Annotated in this window: 16 protein-coding genes, 2 tRNA genes and 1 pseudogene; 6 read left to right on the top strand and 13 right to left on the bottom strand. The window is 32.0% G+C overall.

What is annotated here, in order from left to right; genetic code table 11:
* Together ACN0WY_RS08950 and ACN0WY_RS08945 are read left to right on the top strand one after the other, a co-directional pair.
* A pseudogene (locus tag ACN0WY_RS08950) lies at positions 1-315 on the top strand (hypothetical protein); the annotation flags it as partial.
* 8 nt (positions 316-323) lie between these two features.
* A complete protein-coding gene (locus ACN0WY_RS08945) occupies positions 324-1,283 on the top strand; it encodes a hypothetical protein (protein WP_417800142.1) in 960 nt (319 codons plus the stop codon).
* Positions 1,284-1,301: 18 nt separating this feature from the next.
* Here the strand turns inward: ACN0WY_RS08945 and ACN0WY_RS08940 are convergent, their stop codons facing one another.
* From ACN0WY_RS08940 to ACN0WY_RS08885, 12 genes are all read right to left on the bottom strand, one after another.
* A complete protein-coding gene (locus ACN0WY_RS08940; protein WP_330487645.1) occupies positions 1,302-2,399 on the bottom strand; it encodes an alanine racemase in 1,098 nt (365 codons plus the stop codon).
* A gap of 2 nt (positions 2,400-2,401) precedes the next feature.
* A complete protein-coding gene (gene alr / locus ACN0WY_RS08935) occupies positions 2,402-3,556 on the bottom strand; it encodes an alanine racemase (RefSeq protein ID WP_417800141.1) in 1,155 nt (384 codons plus the stop codon).
* Positions 3,556-4,692, bottom strand: a complete 1,137-nt coding sequence (locus tag ACN0WY_RS08930; protein WP_417800140.1) for an amidohydrolase — start codon at positions 4,690-4,692, stop codon at positions 3,556-3,558. Before ACN0WY_RS08930 ends, alr begins: the two co-directional genes overlap by 1 nt.
* Positions 4,680-6,038, bottom strand: coding sequence for a sodium:solute symporter family protein (locus ACN0WY_RS08925; RefSeq protein ID WP_417800139.1), 1,359 nt, complete (start codon positions 6,036-6,038; stop codon positions 4,680-4,682). The genes ACN0WY_RS08930 and ACN0WY_RS08925 overlap by 13 nt, the downstream gene beginning before the upstream one ends.
* A 78-nt stretch (positions 6,039-6,116) precedes the next feature.
* On the bottom strand, positions 6,117-6,311 hold the full coding sequence (rpsU, locus tag ACN0WY_RS08920) for a 30S ribosomal protein S21 (RefSeq protein ID WP_099215800.1): 195 nt from the start codon (positions 6,309-6,311) through the stop codon (positions 6,117-6,119).
* Positions 6,312-6,364: 53 nt separating this feature from the next.
* Entirely contained in the window at positions 6,365-7,228 is an 864-nt protein-coding gene (locus ACN0WY_RS08915) for a sigma-70 family RNA polymerase sigma factor (RefSeq protein ID WP_330487649.1), read from the bottom strand.
* A 1-nt stretch (position 7,229) separates the two neighbouring features.
* The gene (locus ACN0WY_RS08910) at positions 7,230-7,667 is read right to left on the bottom strand and encodes a GNAT family N-acetyltransferase (protein WP_330487650.1); all 438 of its coding nucleotides are present in this window, start codon (positions 7,665-7,667) and stop codon (positions 7,230-7,232) included.
* Between the two features lie 544 nt (positions 7,668-8,211).
* Positions 8,212-10,203 (bottom strand): protein-disulfide reductase DsbD family protein, encoded by a 1,992-nt coding sequence (locus ACN0WY_RS08905; RefSeq protein ID WP_417800138.1) that lies wholly within the window; start codon positions 10,201-10,203, stop codon positions 8,212-8,214.
* Between the two features lie 19 nt (positions 10,204-10,222).
* Entirely contained in the window at positions 10,223-10,669 is a 447-nt protein-coding gene (locus ACN0WY_RS08900; protein ID WP_330487652.1) for a protein-disulfide reductase DsbD domain-containing protein, read from the bottom strand.
* A gap of 187 nt (positions 10,670-10,856) precedes the next feature.
* The gene (locus tag ACN0WY_RS08895) at positions 10,857-11,504 is read right to left on the bottom strand and encodes a hypothetical protein (RefSeq protein ID WP_417800137.1); all 648 of its coding nucleotides are present in this window, start codon (positions 11,502-11,504) and stop codon (positions 10,857-10,859) included.
* A 134-nt stretch (positions 11,505-11,638) separates the two neighbouring features.
* A tRNA-Met gene (locus ACN0WY_RS08890) sits at positions 11,639-11,711 on the bottom strand.
* Positions 11,712-12,056: 345 nt separating this feature from the next.
* Positions 12,057-12,129 (bottom strand) — tRNA-Met (locus ACN0WY_RS08885).
* A 94-nt stretch (positions 12,130-12,223) separates the two neighbouring features.
* Between ACN0WY_RS08885 and era the strand changes: the two genes are divergently transcribed.
* Positions 12,224-13,150 (top strand): GTPase Era, encoded by a 927-nt coding sequence (gene era / locus ACN0WY_RS08880; protein WP_417800144.1) that lies wholly within the window; start codon positions 12,224-12,226, stop codon positions 13,148-13,150.
* A gap of 2 nt (positions 13,151-13,152) precedes the next feature.
* Here the strand turns inward: era and ACN0WY_RS08875 are convergent, their stop codons facing one another.
* A complete protein-coding gene (locus ACN0WY_RS08875; protein ID WP_417800136.1) occupies positions 13,153-13,659 on the bottom strand; it encodes a GTP-binding protein in 507 nt (168 codons plus the stop codon).
* A 105-nt stretch (positions 13,660-13,764) separates the two neighbouring features.
* Here ACN0WY_RS08875 and der point away from each other — a divergent pair, with 105 nt between their 5' ends.
* The 3 genes from der to ACN0WY_RS08860 all read left to right on the top strand — a co-directional run bounded on the left by der (position 13,765) and on the right by ACN0WY_RS08860 (position 19,504).
* Positions 13,765-15,072: a ribosome biogenesis GTPase Der gene (gene der / locus ACN0WY_RS08870; RefSeq protein ID WP_417800135.1), complete on the top strand. Its 1,308-nt coding sequence runs from the start codon at positions 13,765-13,767 to the stop codon at positions 15,070-15,072.
* A gap of 78 nt (positions 15,073-15,150) precedes the next feature.
* Positions 15,151-17,925 (top strand): outer membrane beta-barrel protein, encoded by a 2,775-nt coding sequence (locus ACN0WY_RS08865; protein ID WP_417800134.1) that lies wholly within the window; start codon positions 15,151-15,153, stop codon positions 17,923-17,925.
* Between the two features lie 181 nt (positions 17,926-18,106).
* Positions 18,107-19,504 (top strand): hypothetical protein, encoded by a 1,398-nt coding sequence (locus tag ACN0WY_RS08860; protein ID WP_417800133.1) that lies wholly within the window; start codon positions 18,107-18,109, stop codon positions 19,502-19,504.
* Positions 19,505-19,703: the final 199 nt, after the last annotated feature.

The following is a 19,703-nucleotide window of genomic DNA, read 5'->3' as shown; positions in this document are numbered from 1 at the left end:
ACTTTTATTATTACTGTTTTACTTTCATGTAACACAAATAATAATAAAAAATCTTTTAAAAGTAAACTACAAGAAGTTTTTCCTAATGCTAAAATTAATACTATAAAAACTGAAGATCATTTTATAGAGTCTTATCAAGTTATTTTAAATCAATTTTTGGATCATAAACATCCGGAAGAAGGTACTTTTAAGCAATATATTTATGTATCACATAGTGACTATAATACCCCTACTATTCTGGTTACAGATGGGTATGCTTCCCATAATAGAACTACCGAATTAAGCAAGATTTTAAGGGTAATCAAGTTATTGTAGAATACAGGATGTACGGAAAATCTAGACCTGATGAGATTCCTTGGAAATACCTAACAAATGATAATGCCACAAACGATTATCACTTTATTGTTGAGAAGTTAAAATCTTTGTACAAGAATAAATGGATTTCTACGGGTATTAGTAAAGGAGGAGAAACTGCATTAATTTATAAATATAATTTCCCTAATGATATTGATGTAACTGTGCCTTACGTAGCTCCTTTGATAAACAGTACAGAAGATATTAGAACTAACGATTTCATAAATACTATTAAGAATGAAACTTGTAGAGATAAAATTAAAACATTTCAACGTACTATTTTACATAAAAGAAACGATATAATTCCATTACTAAAAGAATATGCTACGACTAATGAGATTACTTTTAATGAAGTTCCTTTTAATGAAGTTTTAGAATATGCTGTATTAGAATTTCCTTTTTCTTTTTGGCAATGGGGAGATGGTAAGTGTGATAAAATACCTGAAAACAATAATGATATCAACGTATTATTTAAATTTTTAATAAAGAACTCTGATATTACTGTTTATAGTGATTGGGGATATAACTATTACCTTCCTTCCTTTTATCAACATATGACAGAATTAGGGTATTATGGATATGACTTAACACCTGTTAAAGATTTGCTTCAAGTGGTTACCAGTAGTTCTAATAAGCGTTTCGCTCCTAAAAATATTGATATAAGCTACAACCCCAATTATATTAAAAAAGTGCGCAATTATGTAGAAAATAGAGGGAACCAAATTTTATACATTTACGGCGAAAATGATCCTTGGTACGCTTGTGCCCCTATACCTAAAAAAAAGGTTGATGCCTTAAAAATGGTATTACCTAATGCAAATCATGCTACTAGAATAAGACATTTTTCTGACGAAAAACAAAAAATTATATATGGTAAATTACAAACATGGTTAGGTAATACTATTACTATCTACCCCCTAAAAAAGTAGAGGGTAGATATCTTTGTTTTATATATAAACTTTATCTATAAATTTAGAACTTAACAATCTTGCTACCCCCATATAGCTAAGTGTAAACTTTACTTTATCACCTACTTTATATTTTGTATCTCCTGCTTCATTTTTATTCAACCCAACATCAATTACTAACATATCAGAAGTAATTCCCACAAAAGATATACTTTTATCCTCAACTTCAATATCATTTTTATCTACATCTAATAAACCAAAATCTAAAATTGCCTTGTACGATGTTTCTTGTACATCGTTTTCATCATAAGTAGATGTATGTCCAATACTTGCTTCACTTATAATGCCATCGGGCACTATTTTTTTCTTTTCCAACTCTATTACGTTAGCATAAAACTCAAATGTTTCTGTATGCAAATCTTTAAACTGCTTATTCTCTAACGGACTTACTCCAAAGAATGCAGCTTCTCCAATTCTAAAGTGGTTGATATCTTTAGGAGCAACTCCATTTTCCACCAATGGTAACGTAATTGATGAACCTCCAGAAACGTACTTTAAATCTTTATTGAATTTTGCCGATATCAGTTCTTTATACAATGATAATTGCAATAGCTTATCATAAGTAGGTTCTACACCATACATGCATCCTAAATTTGATCCTATCCCTATTACTTCGATGTTCGATAGGTTGAATACTTTTTCATAAAACCCTAAAATATCATCTCTTTTTACCCCTTCTCTTAATTCACCCATTTCAATCATAATAATGATTTTATGAATTTTATTTTTTTTCTTCGCTGCTTCATTAAGCGACTCTATCGTAGATAAAGAACTGTTTAAAGAAATATCTGCGTACTCTACCACCTCATCTGCATAAATATTTGCAGGGGGTTTTATGTAAATGGTTCGTAAATCTGGGTTTACCTCTCTTAAGTTTCTCAAGCTTGTTAACCTTGAGTCTCCAATTGAGTTTATTTTTTGGGTTACGTCAGAGGTTAAAATTGCTTTTAAGAATGTTTTATCTCCTGAGAAAACTTTTGTTACCAAACTCCATTCAATATGATTTTCTTCAAAAAAGTCACTTAACTTCTTTATGTTGTCTTTTATTCTTTCAGAATATATAATTAATTCTGCCATAATTATTTTGTTATTATTCTTGGTAAATTCTCAGGAAGTCGTGTTAGTAATTCATAATTAATGATTTGTATTGAATCGTTGAATGATGAAACTGTTATTTCAACATCTCCTTGACTTCCTATCAACACAACCTCATCTCCTTTTTCAATAGTGCCAGCATGTGTTACATCTACTGCCATCATATTCATATTAATGGTTCCTACTATTTTATGTCTTTGTCCTCTAATTAAAACTTTTCCTTTATTACTTAGAGAGCGACTATATCCTGAAGAATAGCCAACAGGAATGATTGCTATTTTTGTTTCTTGATTTGTAAAATAGGATGTACCATAGCCAATAAACTGACCAGCCTTTATCGTTTTAACATCCATAACTTGTGTTTTCCAAGATATGATTCTTTTTAGCGCATTTTCTACAATTTTTTCTTTGGTTAAATAGTGAACTAATATTTCGTTTGTTGGGAAAAAACCAAATTGTAAAATACCTACTCTTACCAAGTCTAACCTTGTTGTTGGATATCGAATTGTAGCTGCTGAACTTGCTAAATGGTAAGTTGGTTTAAACAAATTAAGTTCTTTTACTCTCTTTCTTACATTTTTAAACTTTTTCTTTTGGTCGGTTATTCTCTTGTAATTTGAAATACTTTCTGCTCCCGCTAAATGAGAGCAAATTCCTTTAACATCAACAAATTCTTTATGCGTCTCAATATATTTAAGAACTTTTGTTGTTTCTTTCGGAACAAAGCCTGTTCTGTTCATTCCTGTTTCGATTTCTAAGTGAATTTTAGCGCTTCTCTTTACTTTTTTAGCTGCTTCTATCGCTTTTTGTAGTCTATTTTCTTCAAAAACAAAAAACTCTATCTCATTTTCTATTGCCCATGGTAACTGACTGTTTTCAATCATTCCCATTATCATAATGGTTACATCTTCATAAGGCAGTGTTTTTTTTACATCAAAAGCCTCATTCGCATCAGAAACACTAAAATGTCTTACTCCGTATTTGTATGCCAACATACAGTAGGTTTTAATTCCATGACCGTAAGCATTTCCTTTTACTACAGATGAAAAAATAGTAGTATCTCCTATTATTCCACGTATAAAATTGATATTATTTTTTATTGCTGATTCAGATAATTCTAAATACGATGTATGAGTCATTATTGTTGAACTTCTTTTAAAATATTATAAAATAATTGTGCTCCTGTTACTGTTATTTCATCAGGAAAATCATAATCTGGATTATGCAATGCTGGTGTATCTTTTCCTGCTCCTAGCCCAAACATAGCTCCTTTAAACTGCTGTGTAAACAATCCAAAGTCTTCTCCCCATTTAAATGGAGTGTTTATTTCATTAATTGATAAATTTAGTTGTTCTGCTGCCGATTTTATATATTCAACGGCTTCTTTGTTGTTTTTATTTGCATAAAACTCTTCAAACCAAGAAGTATTAATACTTAACTTTTCTTTTTCTTGAAGCTTTTGAAGTAGTTGTTCAAACTTATTCTGTTTTTCTTTCATCAAACGCGTACTCCAACTTCGTAATGTAAGGTGTACCTCTCCATATCCTGCTGATACTCCATAGGCTTTTTCTCCCATCATTATATGTACTGGTGTAGCTAGGAAAAAATCAGGATTTTCAGGTGTATTTTTAGTTTCTTTTTTTACAAAATGAAGAATTTCAGCAATTGCGTTCGCTGGATTGTAGCCTTTTTCTGGCTCTGCTGCATGCGCTGTTTTTCCTTCTAGAGTAATTACAACACTTTTTACATTGCTAGTAAACTCGTTTTCTTTTACAACTATTTCTTGTTTGGTAAAACCTGGTAAATTGTGTAATGCAAAAACATAGTCTATATTGAGTTCTTTAAAAGAAGGATCTTCTAAAACAAACTGCGCTCCTCTTCCGTTTTCTTCTGAAGGTTGAAAAAGTAACAACACTTTTCTTTTATGCAAAGGGTTTTCTGTAAGTAGTTTTGCTACCCCAAGTAAAATTGTTGTATGCCCATCGTGTCCACATTTATGGGAAATTCCTTCGTTTACAGATTTATGCTCAAAAGTATTCACTTCCTGAATAGGCAACGCATCAATGTCTGCCCTAAGCATAACTGTTTTCCCCTCTTCATTTTCGTTAAATATTGCTAGCAACCCTGTTTTTGCTACTGGTACCACTTTGCATGATGTATGTTCCTTTAAAAAAGTTTGTATTCTTTTTTTAGTTTCATATTCTTCTTCAGAAACTTCAGGAAACTTATGTAATTCTTTTCTTACCTTCTCTAAAGCATCCTTTAGGCTTTCCATGTTTTTTGGTTATTGATTAACTGAATTATTAAAAATACGATAGCTGATAATGTAATTCCGAAGAAATTTGCATCCAAACCAAAAGGTAATTTTACCTCTAAAATAATTAATAGTAAAGTGGTCAATCCTCCTGAAATCATTGCATAAAAAGCGGCAATTGGTGATGGCTTTTTCAGTAATAATGTTCCTAAAACAGGAACTAACAAACCTGATACCATAAAAGCGTACGAATACAACATTAACTCTAATACATTTTGCATTTTTGTAGCCAATACAATAGCTAAGCCTCCTATTAAAAAAGTTATCAATTGTGAGTTTTTTATACTGATACTTTTTTTGAAATACCCCAAAATATCTGTTGTTAAGTTTCCTGAAGCTGCCATTAAACAACTATCGGCTGTAGACATGATTGCCGAAAAATAAGCCGACATCATTAATCCCATTAAACCCACTGGCAAAATACTTCTTAGCAACAATGGAAGCCCTAATTCTGCATCCAATTCTACTCCTGGGGCATATCCTATACTTGCAAACATTCCTTGCTCGTAGGCTACTCTAGAAAACAACCCTAAGGCAACCCCCATAAATGCCATTATTGGATATTCAAAAAGTCCCGCTATTTTCCATGCTTTTTTTGCTGTTTTTTCATCTTTACAAGCATAAATTCGTTGGTATAAGGTCATTCCAACAAACCAAATAGGTACAATGGTGATTATCCAATTAAACATATCAATAAACGAAACATTGGTTAGCGATAAAAAACTAACTGGTAAAATCTCTTTAATTCCATTCCATCCCCCTACTTCTACATAACCAATAGGAATTCCAATCCCTATTAATCCTACCATTAGAATTATCCACTGAATGGTATCTGTATAAATCACTGCTTTTATTCCTCCAATAACTGTATATATCACTGCAATGACTCCCATAATTAAAACTGCCTTAGTAATTGATATAGAAGGGAAGGTAGCTGATGCTAGTTTTGCTCCTGCTAAAATTTGTGAGCTTGTAAAACCTATGTACCCTATTAGTGAAATAATTCCAGCCATTAGAGCTACTTTTGTATTGTAGTGAAACGCTAACGATTCTGGGAACGTTAAAAAATGATGTTTTTTAGCGATAGGGTATACTTTTGGGATTAAAAAAACGGCGCTTATCCAAGCACCTAATAATCCTGTAAAAAGCATCCAGCTACCGGAGAGTCCCATTAAAAAACCAAGACCTCCTAAGCCTATAGAAAAACCTCCTCCAACATCCGTTGCAACAACAGAAAGTCCTATATGACCTGCTGACATGTTTCTTCCTCCTACATAGTAATCGTCTTTTGATTTGTTTTTATTCATGAAGTAAACTCCTACTCCAAGCATAAAAATCAGATATAACACAAATATTAATAGATCAATAAAATGTATATCCATATCTTATTTCTCCTGCTCTAATAAAAACTGCTCTTTGTACTGAGCTTTTTTTAATTGCTCTCTTCTGCTTACAGATGGTTTTGTGTATTCTTTTCTTTCTCTTATTTCTTGTAATACTTTTGTATTCCTATATTTTCTTCTGTAGCGTTTAATCGCTCTGTCGATGTTTTCACCCTCTTTTACCTGTATTATTAACATATTATTTATCTCTTTTTAAATTATTATTTTTAATGAATTAAACAAAGTCGAAACTACCCTAGATAGGTTTGTAGTACTTTGGTTCTCGATCGTTGTTTTAATCTTCTAATTCCTTTTTCTTTAATTTGACGAACACGTTCTCTTGTTAAATCAAAAGTTTCTCCTATTTCAGTTAAGCTCATAGGTCGGTAGTTTTCTAAACCATAAAATAGTTTTATGATATCCGATTCTCTTGGAGATAGTGTTTCTAAACTTCTACTAATTTCTAACTGTAAAGATTCTTGCATTAAATCTTTATCTGGTTTGGGAGCTTCAGAAGCTTTCATAACATCGTATAAGTTTGATGTTTCTCCTTCTTTTAGAGGCGCATCCATAGAAATATGTCTTCCAGAGTTTTTCATTGACTGTTTTACATCTGAAACGGTCATATCTAAAACTTTGGCTATTTCTTCTGGCGTAGGCATGCGTTCATTACTTTGTTCAAGCTTAGAAACCGCTTTATTAATTTTACTAATGCTTCCTATTTTATTCAACGGTAAACGAACCACACGAGATTGTTCTGCTAAGGCCTGTAAAATAGACTGGCGTATCCACCAAACCGCATACGATATAAACTTAAATCCACGCGTTTCATCAAAACGCCTTGCAGCTTTTACCAAACCAATATTTCCTTCATTAATCAAGTCAGAAAGTCGCAACCCTTGATTTTGATATTGTTTAGCTACCGATACAACAAAACGTAAGTTAGCATTCACTAAAGTTTCTAACGCTCGTTGGTCTCCTGCTTTGATTTTTTGAGCTAATTCAACTTCTTCATCTGCAGTAATCAAATCAATCTTACCTATTTCTTGTAAGTACTTCTCAATAGATTTTGATTCTCTATTGGTTACTTGTTTTGTTATTTTTAACTGTCTCATATTATCTCTTTAATCTCATTTCTAAATATGGCGTGGTAAATCCTAACTTTTCGTATAAAAACTTAGCTGGATTGTCTTTTTCTACATGTAAAGCAATGTCTCCTTTACAGTTTTCAATAGCATGTGTCATTATTTTTCTTCCAACTCCTTTTCCTCTATATTCATTGTGAGTGGCTATGTACACTAAGATATTTTCTGGAATATACTCATCCATTCCAGTTTTATTTATTACCACTGCCCCTATAATTTCACCTTTATCTTCTATCGTAAAAACATACCCACCTAATCCTGTTCGCTCTTTTGCTGCATAGTCTATTGCTTTACGAATTGCTGATTTTTCATCTCCATATTTTTCAAGGTGTGTGTATAAAAAGTTAGTTACTCTTTCTATTTCTAAAGGGGTTATACGATTAAATGCATCGTAAGTTTTTATTGTCATAATTTTATTTTTATAAAAAAGAATAGGTATGTAATAATTATAAGTTTCTTTAGTTCTTTTTCTATTGAAACTTAAATAGCAGTAAATACAAAACCTATTTATTTTGGTATTTGTCTTTTAATGCGGAATACTTTTTAGAAAAGTGTACGATTATCTGTAAACGGATACTCGTAAGGTCAAAAAAAACATTTTATAAATCTATTTTTTAACTGGTAAATAGTTCTACAAAGTGTTTTTAAATATACTAGAGAAGCTTCTCACAAAAAGAGGAGCTATTGTAAACTTAAATTAGAACCCTGGTGGGATAAACTTGTCCGATTGATTACGGAACACAAGGTAGTTGAATGTAAAAACTCGTTGATTTTTTTTCTCGTGTGTAGTATCTACCATATCGTACAAAGGTACGAATTTTATAGGTAATTTCAAAATAGCTACTGTAAAAGAACCTCTTACAATGCTTTGCAGATTTGTAACATAACGTATGTTAATAAAAAAGCACTTCAGAAAAATCTGAAGTGCTTTTTTATTATACCCTAATTTTTAATTACTTTTTAAAATGAGTAATCCCGTTTTCAAGCCAGTTATAATATTCATCTACATCTGGTGTGTAGGCTATCGGGTCATTTATATTCGATTCATCGTGATTCATTAACACATAAAATGGTTGTGAATTTGCCTTATACTTAATGGTTTGCATTTCACTCCATTTTTGACCAATGTATTTTAATTTCTTCCCTGGGTTTAACTTTGATTCTACCACCTCATCTTCTTCTAACGGTCTTTTATCGTCTACATACAAAGAAATTAAGACTACTTTGTTTTTCAACACGTCTAACACCTTTGGTTTTACCCAAACGTTTTGTTCCATTTTTCTACAATTTACACAAGCATGCCCTGTAAAATCTAACATTACTGGCTTTCCTACTTTTTTAGCATAGGCTAGTCCTTTATCATAATCATGAAACGACATAATATCATGCGGTGGCATTAAATGTGCTCCTTCGGGTAAACGCTCATGTCCATTTTCTTGATTCCCTGAACTTACTACTGCTTGTTTTGTAAACCCTACTCCGTAAGGTGACTCACTATAATGTTGTGGTGGTGGAAAAGCACTGATTAAATTCAGCGGTGCCCCCCATAATCCAGGAACCATATAGATGGTAAACGATAATACTATCAATCCTAAACTTAATCTTCCTACAGATATATGACTAATCGGACTATCGTGCGGTAATTGTATTTTTCCGAAAAGATAAAAAGCTAAGGCTCCAAAAATAGCAATCCAAATTGCAATAAACACCTCTCTTTCTAGTAGATGTAATTGTAATACTAAATCGGCATTTGATAAGAACTTAAATGCTAAGGCTAATTCTAAGAACCCTAATACTACTTTTACTGTGTTTAACCATCCTCCTGATTTTGGCAATGAATTTAACCATCCTGGAAAAGCTGCAAATAAGGCAAATGGTAGTGCAATAGCTGAAGAGAACCCTAACATTCCAACAATAGGCGCTATTCCTCCTTTAGAAGCAGCTTCTACTAACAATGTTCCAACAATTGGTCCTGTACAAGAAAAAGACACAATTGCTAAGGCCAATGCCATAAAAAAGATTCCAATTAAACCTCCTCTATCAGCTTGAGAATCTACCTTAGTTGCCCATGAACTTGGCAAGGTAATTTCAAAAGCCCCCAAGAAAGACACTGCAAAAATTACCAAGATTAAAAAGAAAATTAAATTAAACCATACGTTAGTTGACAATGCGTTTAAGGCATCGGCTCCGAAAATAAAAGACACTCCAGACCCTAATAACACATAGATTCCGATAATTGATAACCCGTAAATAATAGCATTTCGAATTCCTGCCGATTTACTTTTACTCTGTTTGGTAAAAAAGCTTACCGTCATGGGTATCATAGGAAACACACACGGAGTCAACAAGGCTGCAAACCCCGACAGAAAGGCTACAAAGAAAATAGCCCACAAACCTTTCTTATCTTCTTTTTTACTTTCTTTGGATGCAACTTTATCTGTTGTTTTTGTTTCTTTTGTTGTACCAGTAGAAGCTTTAATAGCCGTTGTTAAATCAAATGTCAAGTCTACTTCTTTTGGAGGTAAACACATCTCATCAGTACAAGCGATAAACTCTACAAACGCATTTACTTGGGTTACACTAGCATCAACCAGTTCTACTTTTTGCTTAAAAACGGCTTTGTGTGCAAAGGATTTAATATTCATTCCTTCTTCACCAAAAAGTGTGGTAAACTTAACTTCACCTTCTGGCTCTGTAGTATTCCCTACAATTTTAATTTTTCCTCCGTCATCATCATATGTAAAAGTTGTTGGAATAGGCCCTCCACTCGGAACTTCCTGTGCATACAAATGCCAATTTCCTTGTATTGTCGCGGTGCTTACTAAGTTATATGTTGTTTCAGAAATTTTTTCTACACTCGTTTTCCATGCTATTGGATTGTGAATTTGGCTCATTGCCGAAAACCCAACAGTAAAACAAAGCAAAAATGCTAGTATTTTTTTCATCATCTTTGGGAAAAAGGGATTAATTTACATTAAAAGTTAATTCTACTTCTTTTGGAGGTAAACAGTTCATTCCTGTACACACCATATATTCTACCACTCCTTTAACAGTAAACTTCTCTGTAGTTTTTAAACGGATTCTCTGAGTAAAAGTAGCTTTGGTATCGAAATATTTAATTTTCATTTCAAAGATTGGATCATCCACTACATGTCCTGCTTCTTCTTTAGTATTTCCTTTTTTTAAATAGTTCGCATTTCCTTCAAAAGTAAATAAGGTTGGTATTGGCCCTCCTTTTGGAATTTCTTGTGAATACAAATGCCAATCTTTTTGAATTGTTGCGGTAGCTACTAGCTCAGCTTCTTTATCGGATATCTTTTTTACAGAAGTAGTCCACTTTACTGGATCGTGTACTTGAGCAAATGCAGAAGTGCAAACAACCAGCAACAGAGTTAAAAGTAATTTTCTCATTGTTTTTATTTAGTTGCGTTATCTTAAACCTGTAAATGTAATGCCTTTATTTGCTAAAACACAAAAGATTAAAAAAAGTTTAACATTAACAATAATAGCACAAAAAAAAAGAGCAACCATTTCTGGTTACTCTTTCTTAGACTAAAAAGAGAAGACTCTTACTAAATCTTTATTTTCTTGGAAAAACTTATTCTATAAAATATTCTTTAACCACACCACAAACTGCTTTAAAATTTGTAGTATCATATTCTTCGCCTGTTGATTCATTAATCAATCCAAAAGAAGTATTAAAAGCATTACTTTTAGGGAAATAATTTATAACTTTTGTTTCATTACTTCCAATTACCCCTACATTATTACCTATGATATTAACATAATAATTATCTGTTTTCTTGTTGGTTATTTTAATAGTTCCTGTTTCATAGACATCAAGTCTTATAGTACTTAATTCTCTATCATCTGAATCTTTTGGAGTAACAGTATATAATTCTTCAAATCTAAAATTTATACTCAAATAATTATTACTACATTCTTTTGCAACATCTATGTAGTATTTTTGATCAAACCTCACATTATTGGTAATTTCTACTTCTCCTTCTTTATCTGTAGTCCCTTCAGCTATTACATTGAAATTATTTTTTAAATCTAATAGGTTTTCATAAACCAAAACTGTGGCATTAGCTACTTTTTCACTTGGAGCAGTATTATCAATCCAAGCATTCCTTACTTTTATTATTAATTTTGGTCTTCTTTGCTTCTCTAATTCATCTTCACTACCACAAGATGAAAAAAACAAACTCAAAACAATTAAACTTAAAGTAGTTACTTTTTTCATATTTTTTTTTATTTATACCTAACTTAATCCTTATTTAATAGCGTTAAATGCTTTATTAAAAATGACACTTTTAACTTGTTAAAAAATATCTAATAATAAAAAAAGAGCAATCATTACTGATTACTCTTTCTTAGTAGCGGGAACTGGACTCGAACCAGTGACCTTCGGGTTATGAGCCCGACGAGCTACCTACTGCTCTATCCCGCGATTTGCGATTGCAAAGATACGTCTTTTTCTTTGTTCTATCCAAATAAAAAGTTAATAATCCTTATTTTGATTCTAAAATTGGAACTACACCCTAACAAACTAAACAGAAATATCAACATTGCTCAAGAAATACAACCCCAAAGCATCAGTAAACTACAGCACAGATATAAAAAACATTTACTTATGAAATATAATAAAGGATGTTTATGACTAAGTTAAGCTAAAATAATAGAAGAAGACATCAATAAAATTTAGAAGAACACATCCTAATAGAAAAAATAGAGATGATTTTAATATTTCTAATTACAAAAAAAGGCTTTCAATTTCTTGAAAGCCTTTGCTTAGTAGCGGGAACTGGACTCGAACCAGTGACCTTCGGGTTATGAGCCCGACGAGCTACCTACTGCTCTATCCCGCGATTTGCGGTTGCAAATATACATTCTTTTTCTTGTTCTACCCAAAAAAAAAGCATTTATTTTTCATCTAAACATATCCTTCTAAATAACAAGCAAATAAAAAATAAATACTTCTTACATAAAACAACCTATCTTTGCAGTATGACACATAAAGCAGGATTTGTAAATATTATTGGAAACCCAAATGTTGGGAAATCTACCTTGATGAACGCACTAGTTGGCGAAAAACTATCTATCATCACTTCAAAAGCCCAAACTACTAGACACCGTATTTTGGGGATTGTCAATGGAGACGATTATCAAATTGTTTTTTCGGATACACCAGGAATCATTAAACCTGCTTATGAGTTGCAAGAATCTATGATGGATTTTGTAAAATCGGCCTTTGATGATGCCGATGTACTTATTTACATGGTAGAAGTTGGTGAAACGGCTCTTAAAAACGAAGCTTTTTTCAACAAAATAATCAATAGCAAAATCCCAGTGATTTTATTATTAAACAAAGTCGATAAATCAACTCAAGAAGAGGTTGAAGCTAAAATTGAATATTGGAAAAAGAAGGTTCCAAATTCTTTTGTGTATGTAATTTCTGCCCTTGAAAACTTTAATGTAGATACCGTTTTTTATAAAATTATTGAGCTTTTACCAGATTCTCCTCCTTTTTACCCAAAAGATCAGTTAACCGATAAACCTGAACGCTTTTTTGTGAATGAAAAAATTCGTGAAAAAATTCTTCAACATTACAAAAAAGAGATTCCTTATTCTGTAGAAGTTGAAACTGAAAGTTTTGTTGAAGAAGATACTATTATAAAAATCCGTTCTGTTATTATGGTAGAACGTGAAACACAAAAAGGAATTATCATCGGACACAAAGGAAGTGCGATTAAACGTGTTGGAACGGAAGCTCGTAAAGACCTTCAACAGTTTTTTGATAAAAAAGTTTTTTTAGATTTACATGTAAAAATCAATAAAAACTGGCGTTCTAATGAACGTCAATTAAAACGATTTGGATACAAAGACTAACCTCATTTTACCGTTCGCAACAACTGTTTCGTGTACTCTTTCAATTCATCCATTTGTTTTTTTCCTGTAGATTTCCCTAGGCTTCCTACCAAGTATAAAGCAATCCACACAATCGGCAAAACCACTAGCATTACTACAGGTAAGATCGTTATCTTTTTTAACGACCAATTGCTGTAAGCTATAACGGCAAAAATCACAAAAGCTGTCCCTACTAAAAAATGTAAAAACATGAAAAAAGTCCATACTTGAGGTTTAGGACCAAACAATCCTTTTATGTTTGATGAAGTTTCTGAAATCTCTTCTATTTCAATATGTAACTGTGGTGACCATAAATGAGATTCTTTTTCAGGCACATCAATCACTACGTGATTATCTACAACCTTCATTTTATACTTAGAAACATCGTTTAAATGCTTCTTTATTTCTTCTAATAAAACCTGAGAATTAATTTCATATTCTAACTGAAAACGGGGTTTTAAAAAAATCTGATTGTATAATTTATCATCCATTAAATAAAAGATTAGGTGCCAACAATATAGCAAAAACTATATACTATCTAAAAAACATTACAAATCATATACTAAATTGTATCTTTGCACAAATTTTTTTGCAAAATGAGTATTATTGCGATTGTAGGGAGACCAAATGTAGGTAAATCCACTTTATTTAACCGACTAGTAAAACGTCGTGAAGCCATTGTTGATTCTGTTAGCGGAGTTACAAGAGATCGTCACTACGGAAAATCTGAATGGAACGGAAAAGAGTTTTCTGTAATTGATACTGGTGGTTATATAGTTGGATCTGATGATATTTTTGAAGGAGAAATACGCAAACAAGTTCAGTTAGCTATTGATGAAGCTGATATTATTGTGTTTGTAGTTGATGTTGAACAAGGCATTACCCCTATGGATGCTGAGGTTGCCAAACTTTTACGTCAGATTGAAAAACCATTATTTATGGCTGTAAACAAAGTTGACAATGCAATGCGTGATGCTGATGCTGTTGAATTTTACAACCTTGGTTTAGGAGAGTACTACACGATTTCTTCTATTAATGGAAGCGGAACCGGAGAGTTATTAGACGCCATTGTGAAAGAAATTCCTGAACCTGAAGAAGGTGAAGAAGAACAAGACGAATTACCTCGTTTTGCTGTAGTTGGACGTCCAAATGCTGGTAAATCATCATTTATCAATGCGTTGATTGGTGAAGATAGAAATATCGTAACTAACATTGCAGGAACCACACGAGATTCTATCGATACAAAATACAATCGTTTTGGATTCGAATTCAACTTAGTTGATACCGCTGGAATTAGAAAAAAATCGAAAGTAAAAGAAGATTTAGAATTCTATTCAGTAATGCGTGCTGTACGTGCAGTTGAACATTGTGATGTTGCCGTATTAGTTATTGATGCAACTCGTGGATTTGAAGGACAAGATGAAAAAATATTTTGGCTAGCCGAGAAAAACAGAAAAGGAATTGTCATTTTAGTAAACAAATGGGATTTGGTTGAAAAAGAAACCAATACCATGCGTGATTTTGAAGCTAAAGTTCGCCAAGCAATTGCTCCTTTTACAGATGTGCCGATTATCTTTATTTCTGCATTGACCAAGCAACGTATTTTTAAGGCTATTGAAACTGCTGTTGAAGTTTTTGAAAACAGAAAGCGTCGTATTCAAACAAGTAAGTTAAACGAAACGATGTTGGAAATTATGGAATACAATCCGCCTCCGGCAACCAAAGGTAAATTCATAAAAATAAAGTACTGTATGCAGTTGCCAACCCATACACCTCAGTTTGCTTTCTTTGCTAATTTACCTCAGTATATTAGAGACCCTTACAAGCGTTATATCGAAAATCAATTACGCGAACATTATAACTTTAACGGAGTGCCTATTAGTATTTATTTCAGACAGAAATAAGTTTAACAATATTTAACTATTAAAACGTAGTTTTTTCTTTTTATTTGTAGCTCTTTGAAAATCATATTGCTATAAACAATGAAAAAACTACTTTTTATTTTTACCCTATTACTTACAAGTTCTATTTTTTCTCAATCCTACCCGTTTAAAATTTCTGGTACCATTAATTCTGAAAAAGACAAAACTGCTATTGAGGCAGCAACAGTTCATCTAGAAAAAGCAAGAGACAGTTCTATTGTTACTTACACTATTTCAAACGACAAAGGACAATTTTCGTTAGAAGGAAAGTCTTTTAGTAAGGATGTAAAATTCTTTATTTCTTATGTTGGAATGGACAGTTACTCCAAATCAATACAGCTAGACAAAACCTCTAACCTTAATTTAGGTACCATATTTTTAAAAGAAGAAAGTAATATACTTAGTGAAGTTGTTATTCAATCACGAGCTCCAATTACTGTTAAAAAAGATACTTTAGAGTTTAATGTAAAATCTTTTAAAACCAAAAAGGATGCTAATGTTGAAGACCTCTTAAAGAAACTTCCCGGTGTTGAAGTAGATGAAGATGGAAAAATTACTGTAAACGGAAAAGAGGTTAATAAAATTTTAGTCAATGGCAAACCTTTCTTTGGAAACGACCCTAGCATTACCACTAAAAATTTAACAAAAGACATTATTGAAAAAGTTCAAATAACCGATACTAAATCAAAATCAGAAGCCTTTACTGGTGAAAATGGAGATGCAAATAACAAAACCATTAACCTAACTATAAAAAAAGAAAACAACAAAGGTTGGTTTGGTAGAGTGTCTGGTGGTACTGGAACCGACAAACGCTTTGAAGGAGCTGCCATGGTAAACCGTTTTGACAACAACCAACGATTTAGTGTATTAGCCAGTACAAACAACATCAACTCTCCAGGATTTAGCTTTGGAGAAATTCAAAAAATGTTTGGAGGAGGTGGTAATATTTGGCTAGGTGGAAACGGTGGTTTTAGTATTAATGGAAGACGCTTTGGCGGTGGTAGCGGTATTATAAAATCAAAAACTGCTGGCGCAACCTATGCTGATGAGTTTGGCAAAAGTTTAGATGTAAATGCCAATTATTTTTACTCAGGAAGTACTTCTAACAATGAATCAAAAAGCAATAGAGAATATACGCTTCCAGACAGGAAGTATTTTTCTAACTCCACTACTACTTCTGATGATGAAAATCACAATCATAGTTTTGACACTGATTTTGATATTGAAATAGATTCTACCTTCTTAATTAATATTAAGCCTACTTTTGTATTTAATAAAAGAGAAGGAAGTAGTCGCAGACAAGAAGAATCTTTAGATGAAGACAATACACTTACTAATAGCTACGTGAGCTCTGCTTATTCTAAATCTGAAGCTAATAATTTTCAAAACAGATTAGATATCACTAAAAAACTAGGGGTAAAAGGGTCGTTTATTAAAGCCTCCATAACTAATCGTATTGACAAAGCAGATACCGAAGAAATTAACCAGTCTACCATTGAAACTTTTGGTAGCGATCCCGATATCGAGAATAGAGACCAAAAAAGCACTATTGAAAACAACTTGATGGGACTTACCACAAACTTCACCTATCGTTTCCCTTTGATTGCAAAAAAATTCTTTTTAGATACTAAGTATCGTTATCAACGTGATGAGCGAGAAAACAAGGAAAACACCTTTGATTTTAACTCAACAACGCAACAGTACAGCGATTTTAATACTGGTTTGAGTTCTGACTTTATATACAACGATATTACTAAAACTCCTTCAGTAGAATTGGTATATACAACTAAAAAATGGCGTTTAAATTTTGGTACTGGTTTTGTAAACAGAACCTTAGAAAACAATGATAAATTACGTCCTGAGTTAAGTTTACAAAAAGAATACAATAATTTAGATTTAGATGCTAGTTTCAGATATCGATTTGACTCTAAAGCTTCTATTTACTTTGATTATCGTTTAAATAACAATGCTCCTAGTATTAACCAAATACAACCTTTTTCTGATGTAACCAACCCATCTAACATTATTACTGGTAATCCAAACCTAAAACCTACACAAAACCATAGGGCATACATTAATTTTAACAAGTTTAACTGGCAAGCCCGTACTGGGTTTTGGTTATATCTAAGCGGTACTCTTTATGAGAACCAAGTAATAACAAATACTTCTATCGATGATGATTTAGTAAGAAATACTACCTATGAAAATACAGATGGTGGTTATGATTTTTGGGGAGGTGGTAGCTATAGTAAAAAAATAAAATTAGATTCTATTGTAAGCCTTCAACTTAGAGCTGGCACAAATATCAGAGCTAGCAAAAACTTTAACATTATAAATGACATCAAGGAGGGAGCTAACACAACTTCAATAAGCCCTATTTTTAGAGCTACTTTAGATTGGAATAAGATCGCTTCTATTGAAGGAAACTATACTATTTCTTTTTCAAATACTAAGTACGACATTAACACTGATCAAAATCAAAATTTCACTAGACATTCTGTTAATATAAGAACCAAAACTACTGTTCCTAAAAAATTAGAATGGAGAAATGATATTCGTTATACATACAACCCTAACGTAATTGGGTTTAATAAAGCTGCTTGGTTTTGGAATGCTACGCTGGCCTACTCTATCTTAAAAGATCAAGGAACTATTAGTTTAAAAGCTTATGATTTATTGAATCAAAACACCAACGCCCAACGTAGAGCTACTTCAAACTATATAGAAGACTCTGAAAGCACCGTATTGCAACAATATTTTATGCTTGGCTTTAGTTGGAAATTTAACAGTTTAGGCAAGAAAGGGAAAATAAAAAATTACGATTTTCATTTTTAACTCTTTTCTCAAAAAAACTACACCCCTTATCAAAAACTGGTAAGGGGTTTTATTTTTTTACTCCATACCTAAGCATTATATTTAACATATAATTTAACTTTTCACCTCATTTATATCCTTTCCTTTTTTTGTTTATTTACCCCAATATTTACCTTTTTTAAATTAAAAAATTAGCTATACAATGCCCTACAATTTATACAAATTAACAGTAGTCATCTTACTCTTTATATCTTGCTCTAAGTCAGAAGACAACCAACTACCACCTTCTACTCAACTAACTGTAAAAATTAATTCAACAAACCCTTTAAGCAGCAAAATAGAATGGATCAATACTAATAATTCACAAAACAAAACAATCTATTACGATCTATACTTAGACGATAAATTAATCGCTGAACATATTGACGGGAACACTTTCGAGTTTGAAGAACTTAAAGGCTTAACTGAATACCAAGGTAAAGTAATCGCCAAAGACATAAATAACAAAACCATTGCTTCTTCTGAGTTCAGGCTTTTTACAGATAAAAAACAATTTGAAGGTAATATAGAGTTAAAAAGTCAAGAAGATATTGACAACTTTACCTCAAAAGGATACAATGTTATTAATGGAAATTTAATTATAAATGGAGAAGCTTCCAACATAACAACCCTTTTTAGTTTTATCGACCTTAATCAAATAAATGGTGATTTGTTTGTTGTAAACACCTCACTTGAAAACTTAGGCGGGCTGGAAAACATAAGGTTGACTTCTGTTAATGCAAGATTGGTTATTATCAATAATGATGAGTTAACAAATATGGAAGCTTTATCAAATATTACAAGCGTGAGTTCTCTTCGGATCTTAGGTAATGATTTACTACAGAGTTTAAACGGACTTCAGAACTTAAAAACTATTCAACAAGAATTATCAATTGGCTTAAACCCTACAATAACCCATTTAAATGCCTTACAGAACTTAAGTTTTGCACATAAAATAAACATTACGGGAAATGATGCTTTAGAAAGTTTACAAGGACTAGAACAAATAAAGGCAATAAACACTGTTGTAATTAAAAATAACCCTTCTTTAAAAACTATAGAAGGCTTACAAAACTTAACTTCTTGTGAGTTATATATTACAATTGAAAATAATGGTCAACTTGCCAATTTAAAAGGCTTGTCTAAATTAGCAAGTACTGGCAGTATCAAAATTATAAACAATGCTTCACTAAATAATATTTCTGATTTATCAAACTTAACATCTGTAAGCTATTTAATAGAAATAAAAGACAATACTAAGTTAACTTCTCTAAACGGTATACAAAATATCGTTTATGATAATCATTTAACAGCAAAGAAACTTTTTATCCAAAACAACCCTGAAATCACAACTCTGGATGCTATTTCTAACCATACTTTTGAACGTGGAATTATTGGTATTTCAAACAATACTAAACTTGATAACTTCTGTGGCTTAAAAAAATTACTCACAGAAATTACTCACAAAGAGTTTGATGAAAACCACTTTATTTACGACAATGCGTATAACCCTAGCTCAGAAGACATCTTAAATGAAAAATGTGCTTCCGCTCGTTTTTAGGCTTAACTAAACACACAACTATAACAATTAACAATCGTTTCCATAAAAATTTGAATTCAAATGGAAACGATTGAAAATGCTGAAGCACGAAAGAACTTCCTCTTTTTGTATGGGTGTTCCTAAGTTGGTATAGCAATTGTATTTGCACTATCAGAAATTAGAAAACTTCGAGGCATTAAGTTTGCGGCACTGCCTGTTC

The organism is Tenacibaculum sp. (genome assembly GCF_048269885.1).
GTDB lineage: Bacteria > Bacteroidota > Bacteroidia > Flavobacteriales > Flavobacteriaceae > Polaribacter.
The sequence above is the reverse complement of the archived record's forward strand: the minus strand, read 5'-3'. Positions and strand labels throughout refer to the sequence as shown.

Coding starts and splice junctions, on each gene's coding strand:
- ACN0WY_RS08945 (WP_417800142.1), top strand. CDS start 324: ATGTACGGAAAATCTAGACCTGATGAGATTCCTTGGAAATACCTAACA.
- ACN0WY_RS08940 (WP_330487645.1), bottom strand. CDS start 2,399: ATGGCAGAATTAATTATATATTCTGAAAGAATAAAAGACAACATAAAG.
- alr (WP_417800141.1), bottom strand. CDS start 3,556: ATGACTCATACATCGTATTTAGAATTATCTGAATCAGCAATAAAAAAT.
- ACN0WY_RS08930 (WP_417800140.1), bottom strand. CDS start 4,692: ATGGAAAGCCTAAAGGATGCTTTAGAGAAGGTAAGAAAAGAATTACAT.
- ACN0WY_RS08925 (WP_417800139.1), bottom strand. CDS start 6,038: ATGAATAAAAACAAATCAAAAGACGATTACTATGTAGGAGGAAGAAAC.
- rpsU (WP_099215800.1), bottom strand. CDS start 6,311: ATGTTAATAATACAGGTAAAAGAGGGTGAAAACATCGACAGAGCGATT.
- ACN0WY_RS08915 (WP_330487649.1), bottom strand. CDS start 7,228: ATGAGACAGTTAAAAATAACAAAACAAGTAACCAATAGAGAATCAAAA.
- ACN0WY_RS08910 (WP_330487650.1), bottom strand. CDS start 7,667: ATGACAATAAAAACTTACGATGCATTTAATCGTATAACCCCTTTAGAA.
- ACN0WY_RS08905 (WP_417800138.1), bottom strand. CDS start 10,203: ATGAAAAAAATACTAGCATTTTTGCTTTGTTTTACTGTTGGGTTTTCG.
- ACN0WY_RS08900 (WP_330487652.1), bottom strand. CDS start 10,669: ATGAGAAAATTACTTTTAACTCTGTTGCTGGTTGTTTGCACTTCTGCA.
- ACN0WY_RS08895 (WP_417800137.1), bottom strand. CDS start 11,504: ATGAAAAAAGTAACTACTTTAAGTTTAATTGTTTTGAGTTTGTTTTTT.
- ACN0WY_RS08875 (WP_417800136.1), bottom strand. CDS start 13,659: ATGGATGATAAATTATACAATCAGATTTTTTTAAAACCCCGTTTTCAG.
- der (WP_417800135.1), top strand. CDS start 13,765: ATGAGTATTATTGCGATTGTAGGGAGACCAAATGTAGGTAAATCCACT.
- ACN0WY_RS08865 (WP_417800134.1), top strand. CDS start 15,151: ATGAAAAAACTACTTTTTATTTTTACCCTATTACTTACAAGTTCTATT.
- ACN0WY_RS08860 (WP_417800133.1), top strand. CDS start 18,107: ATGCCCTACAATTTATACAAATTAACAGTAGTCATCTTACTCTTTATA.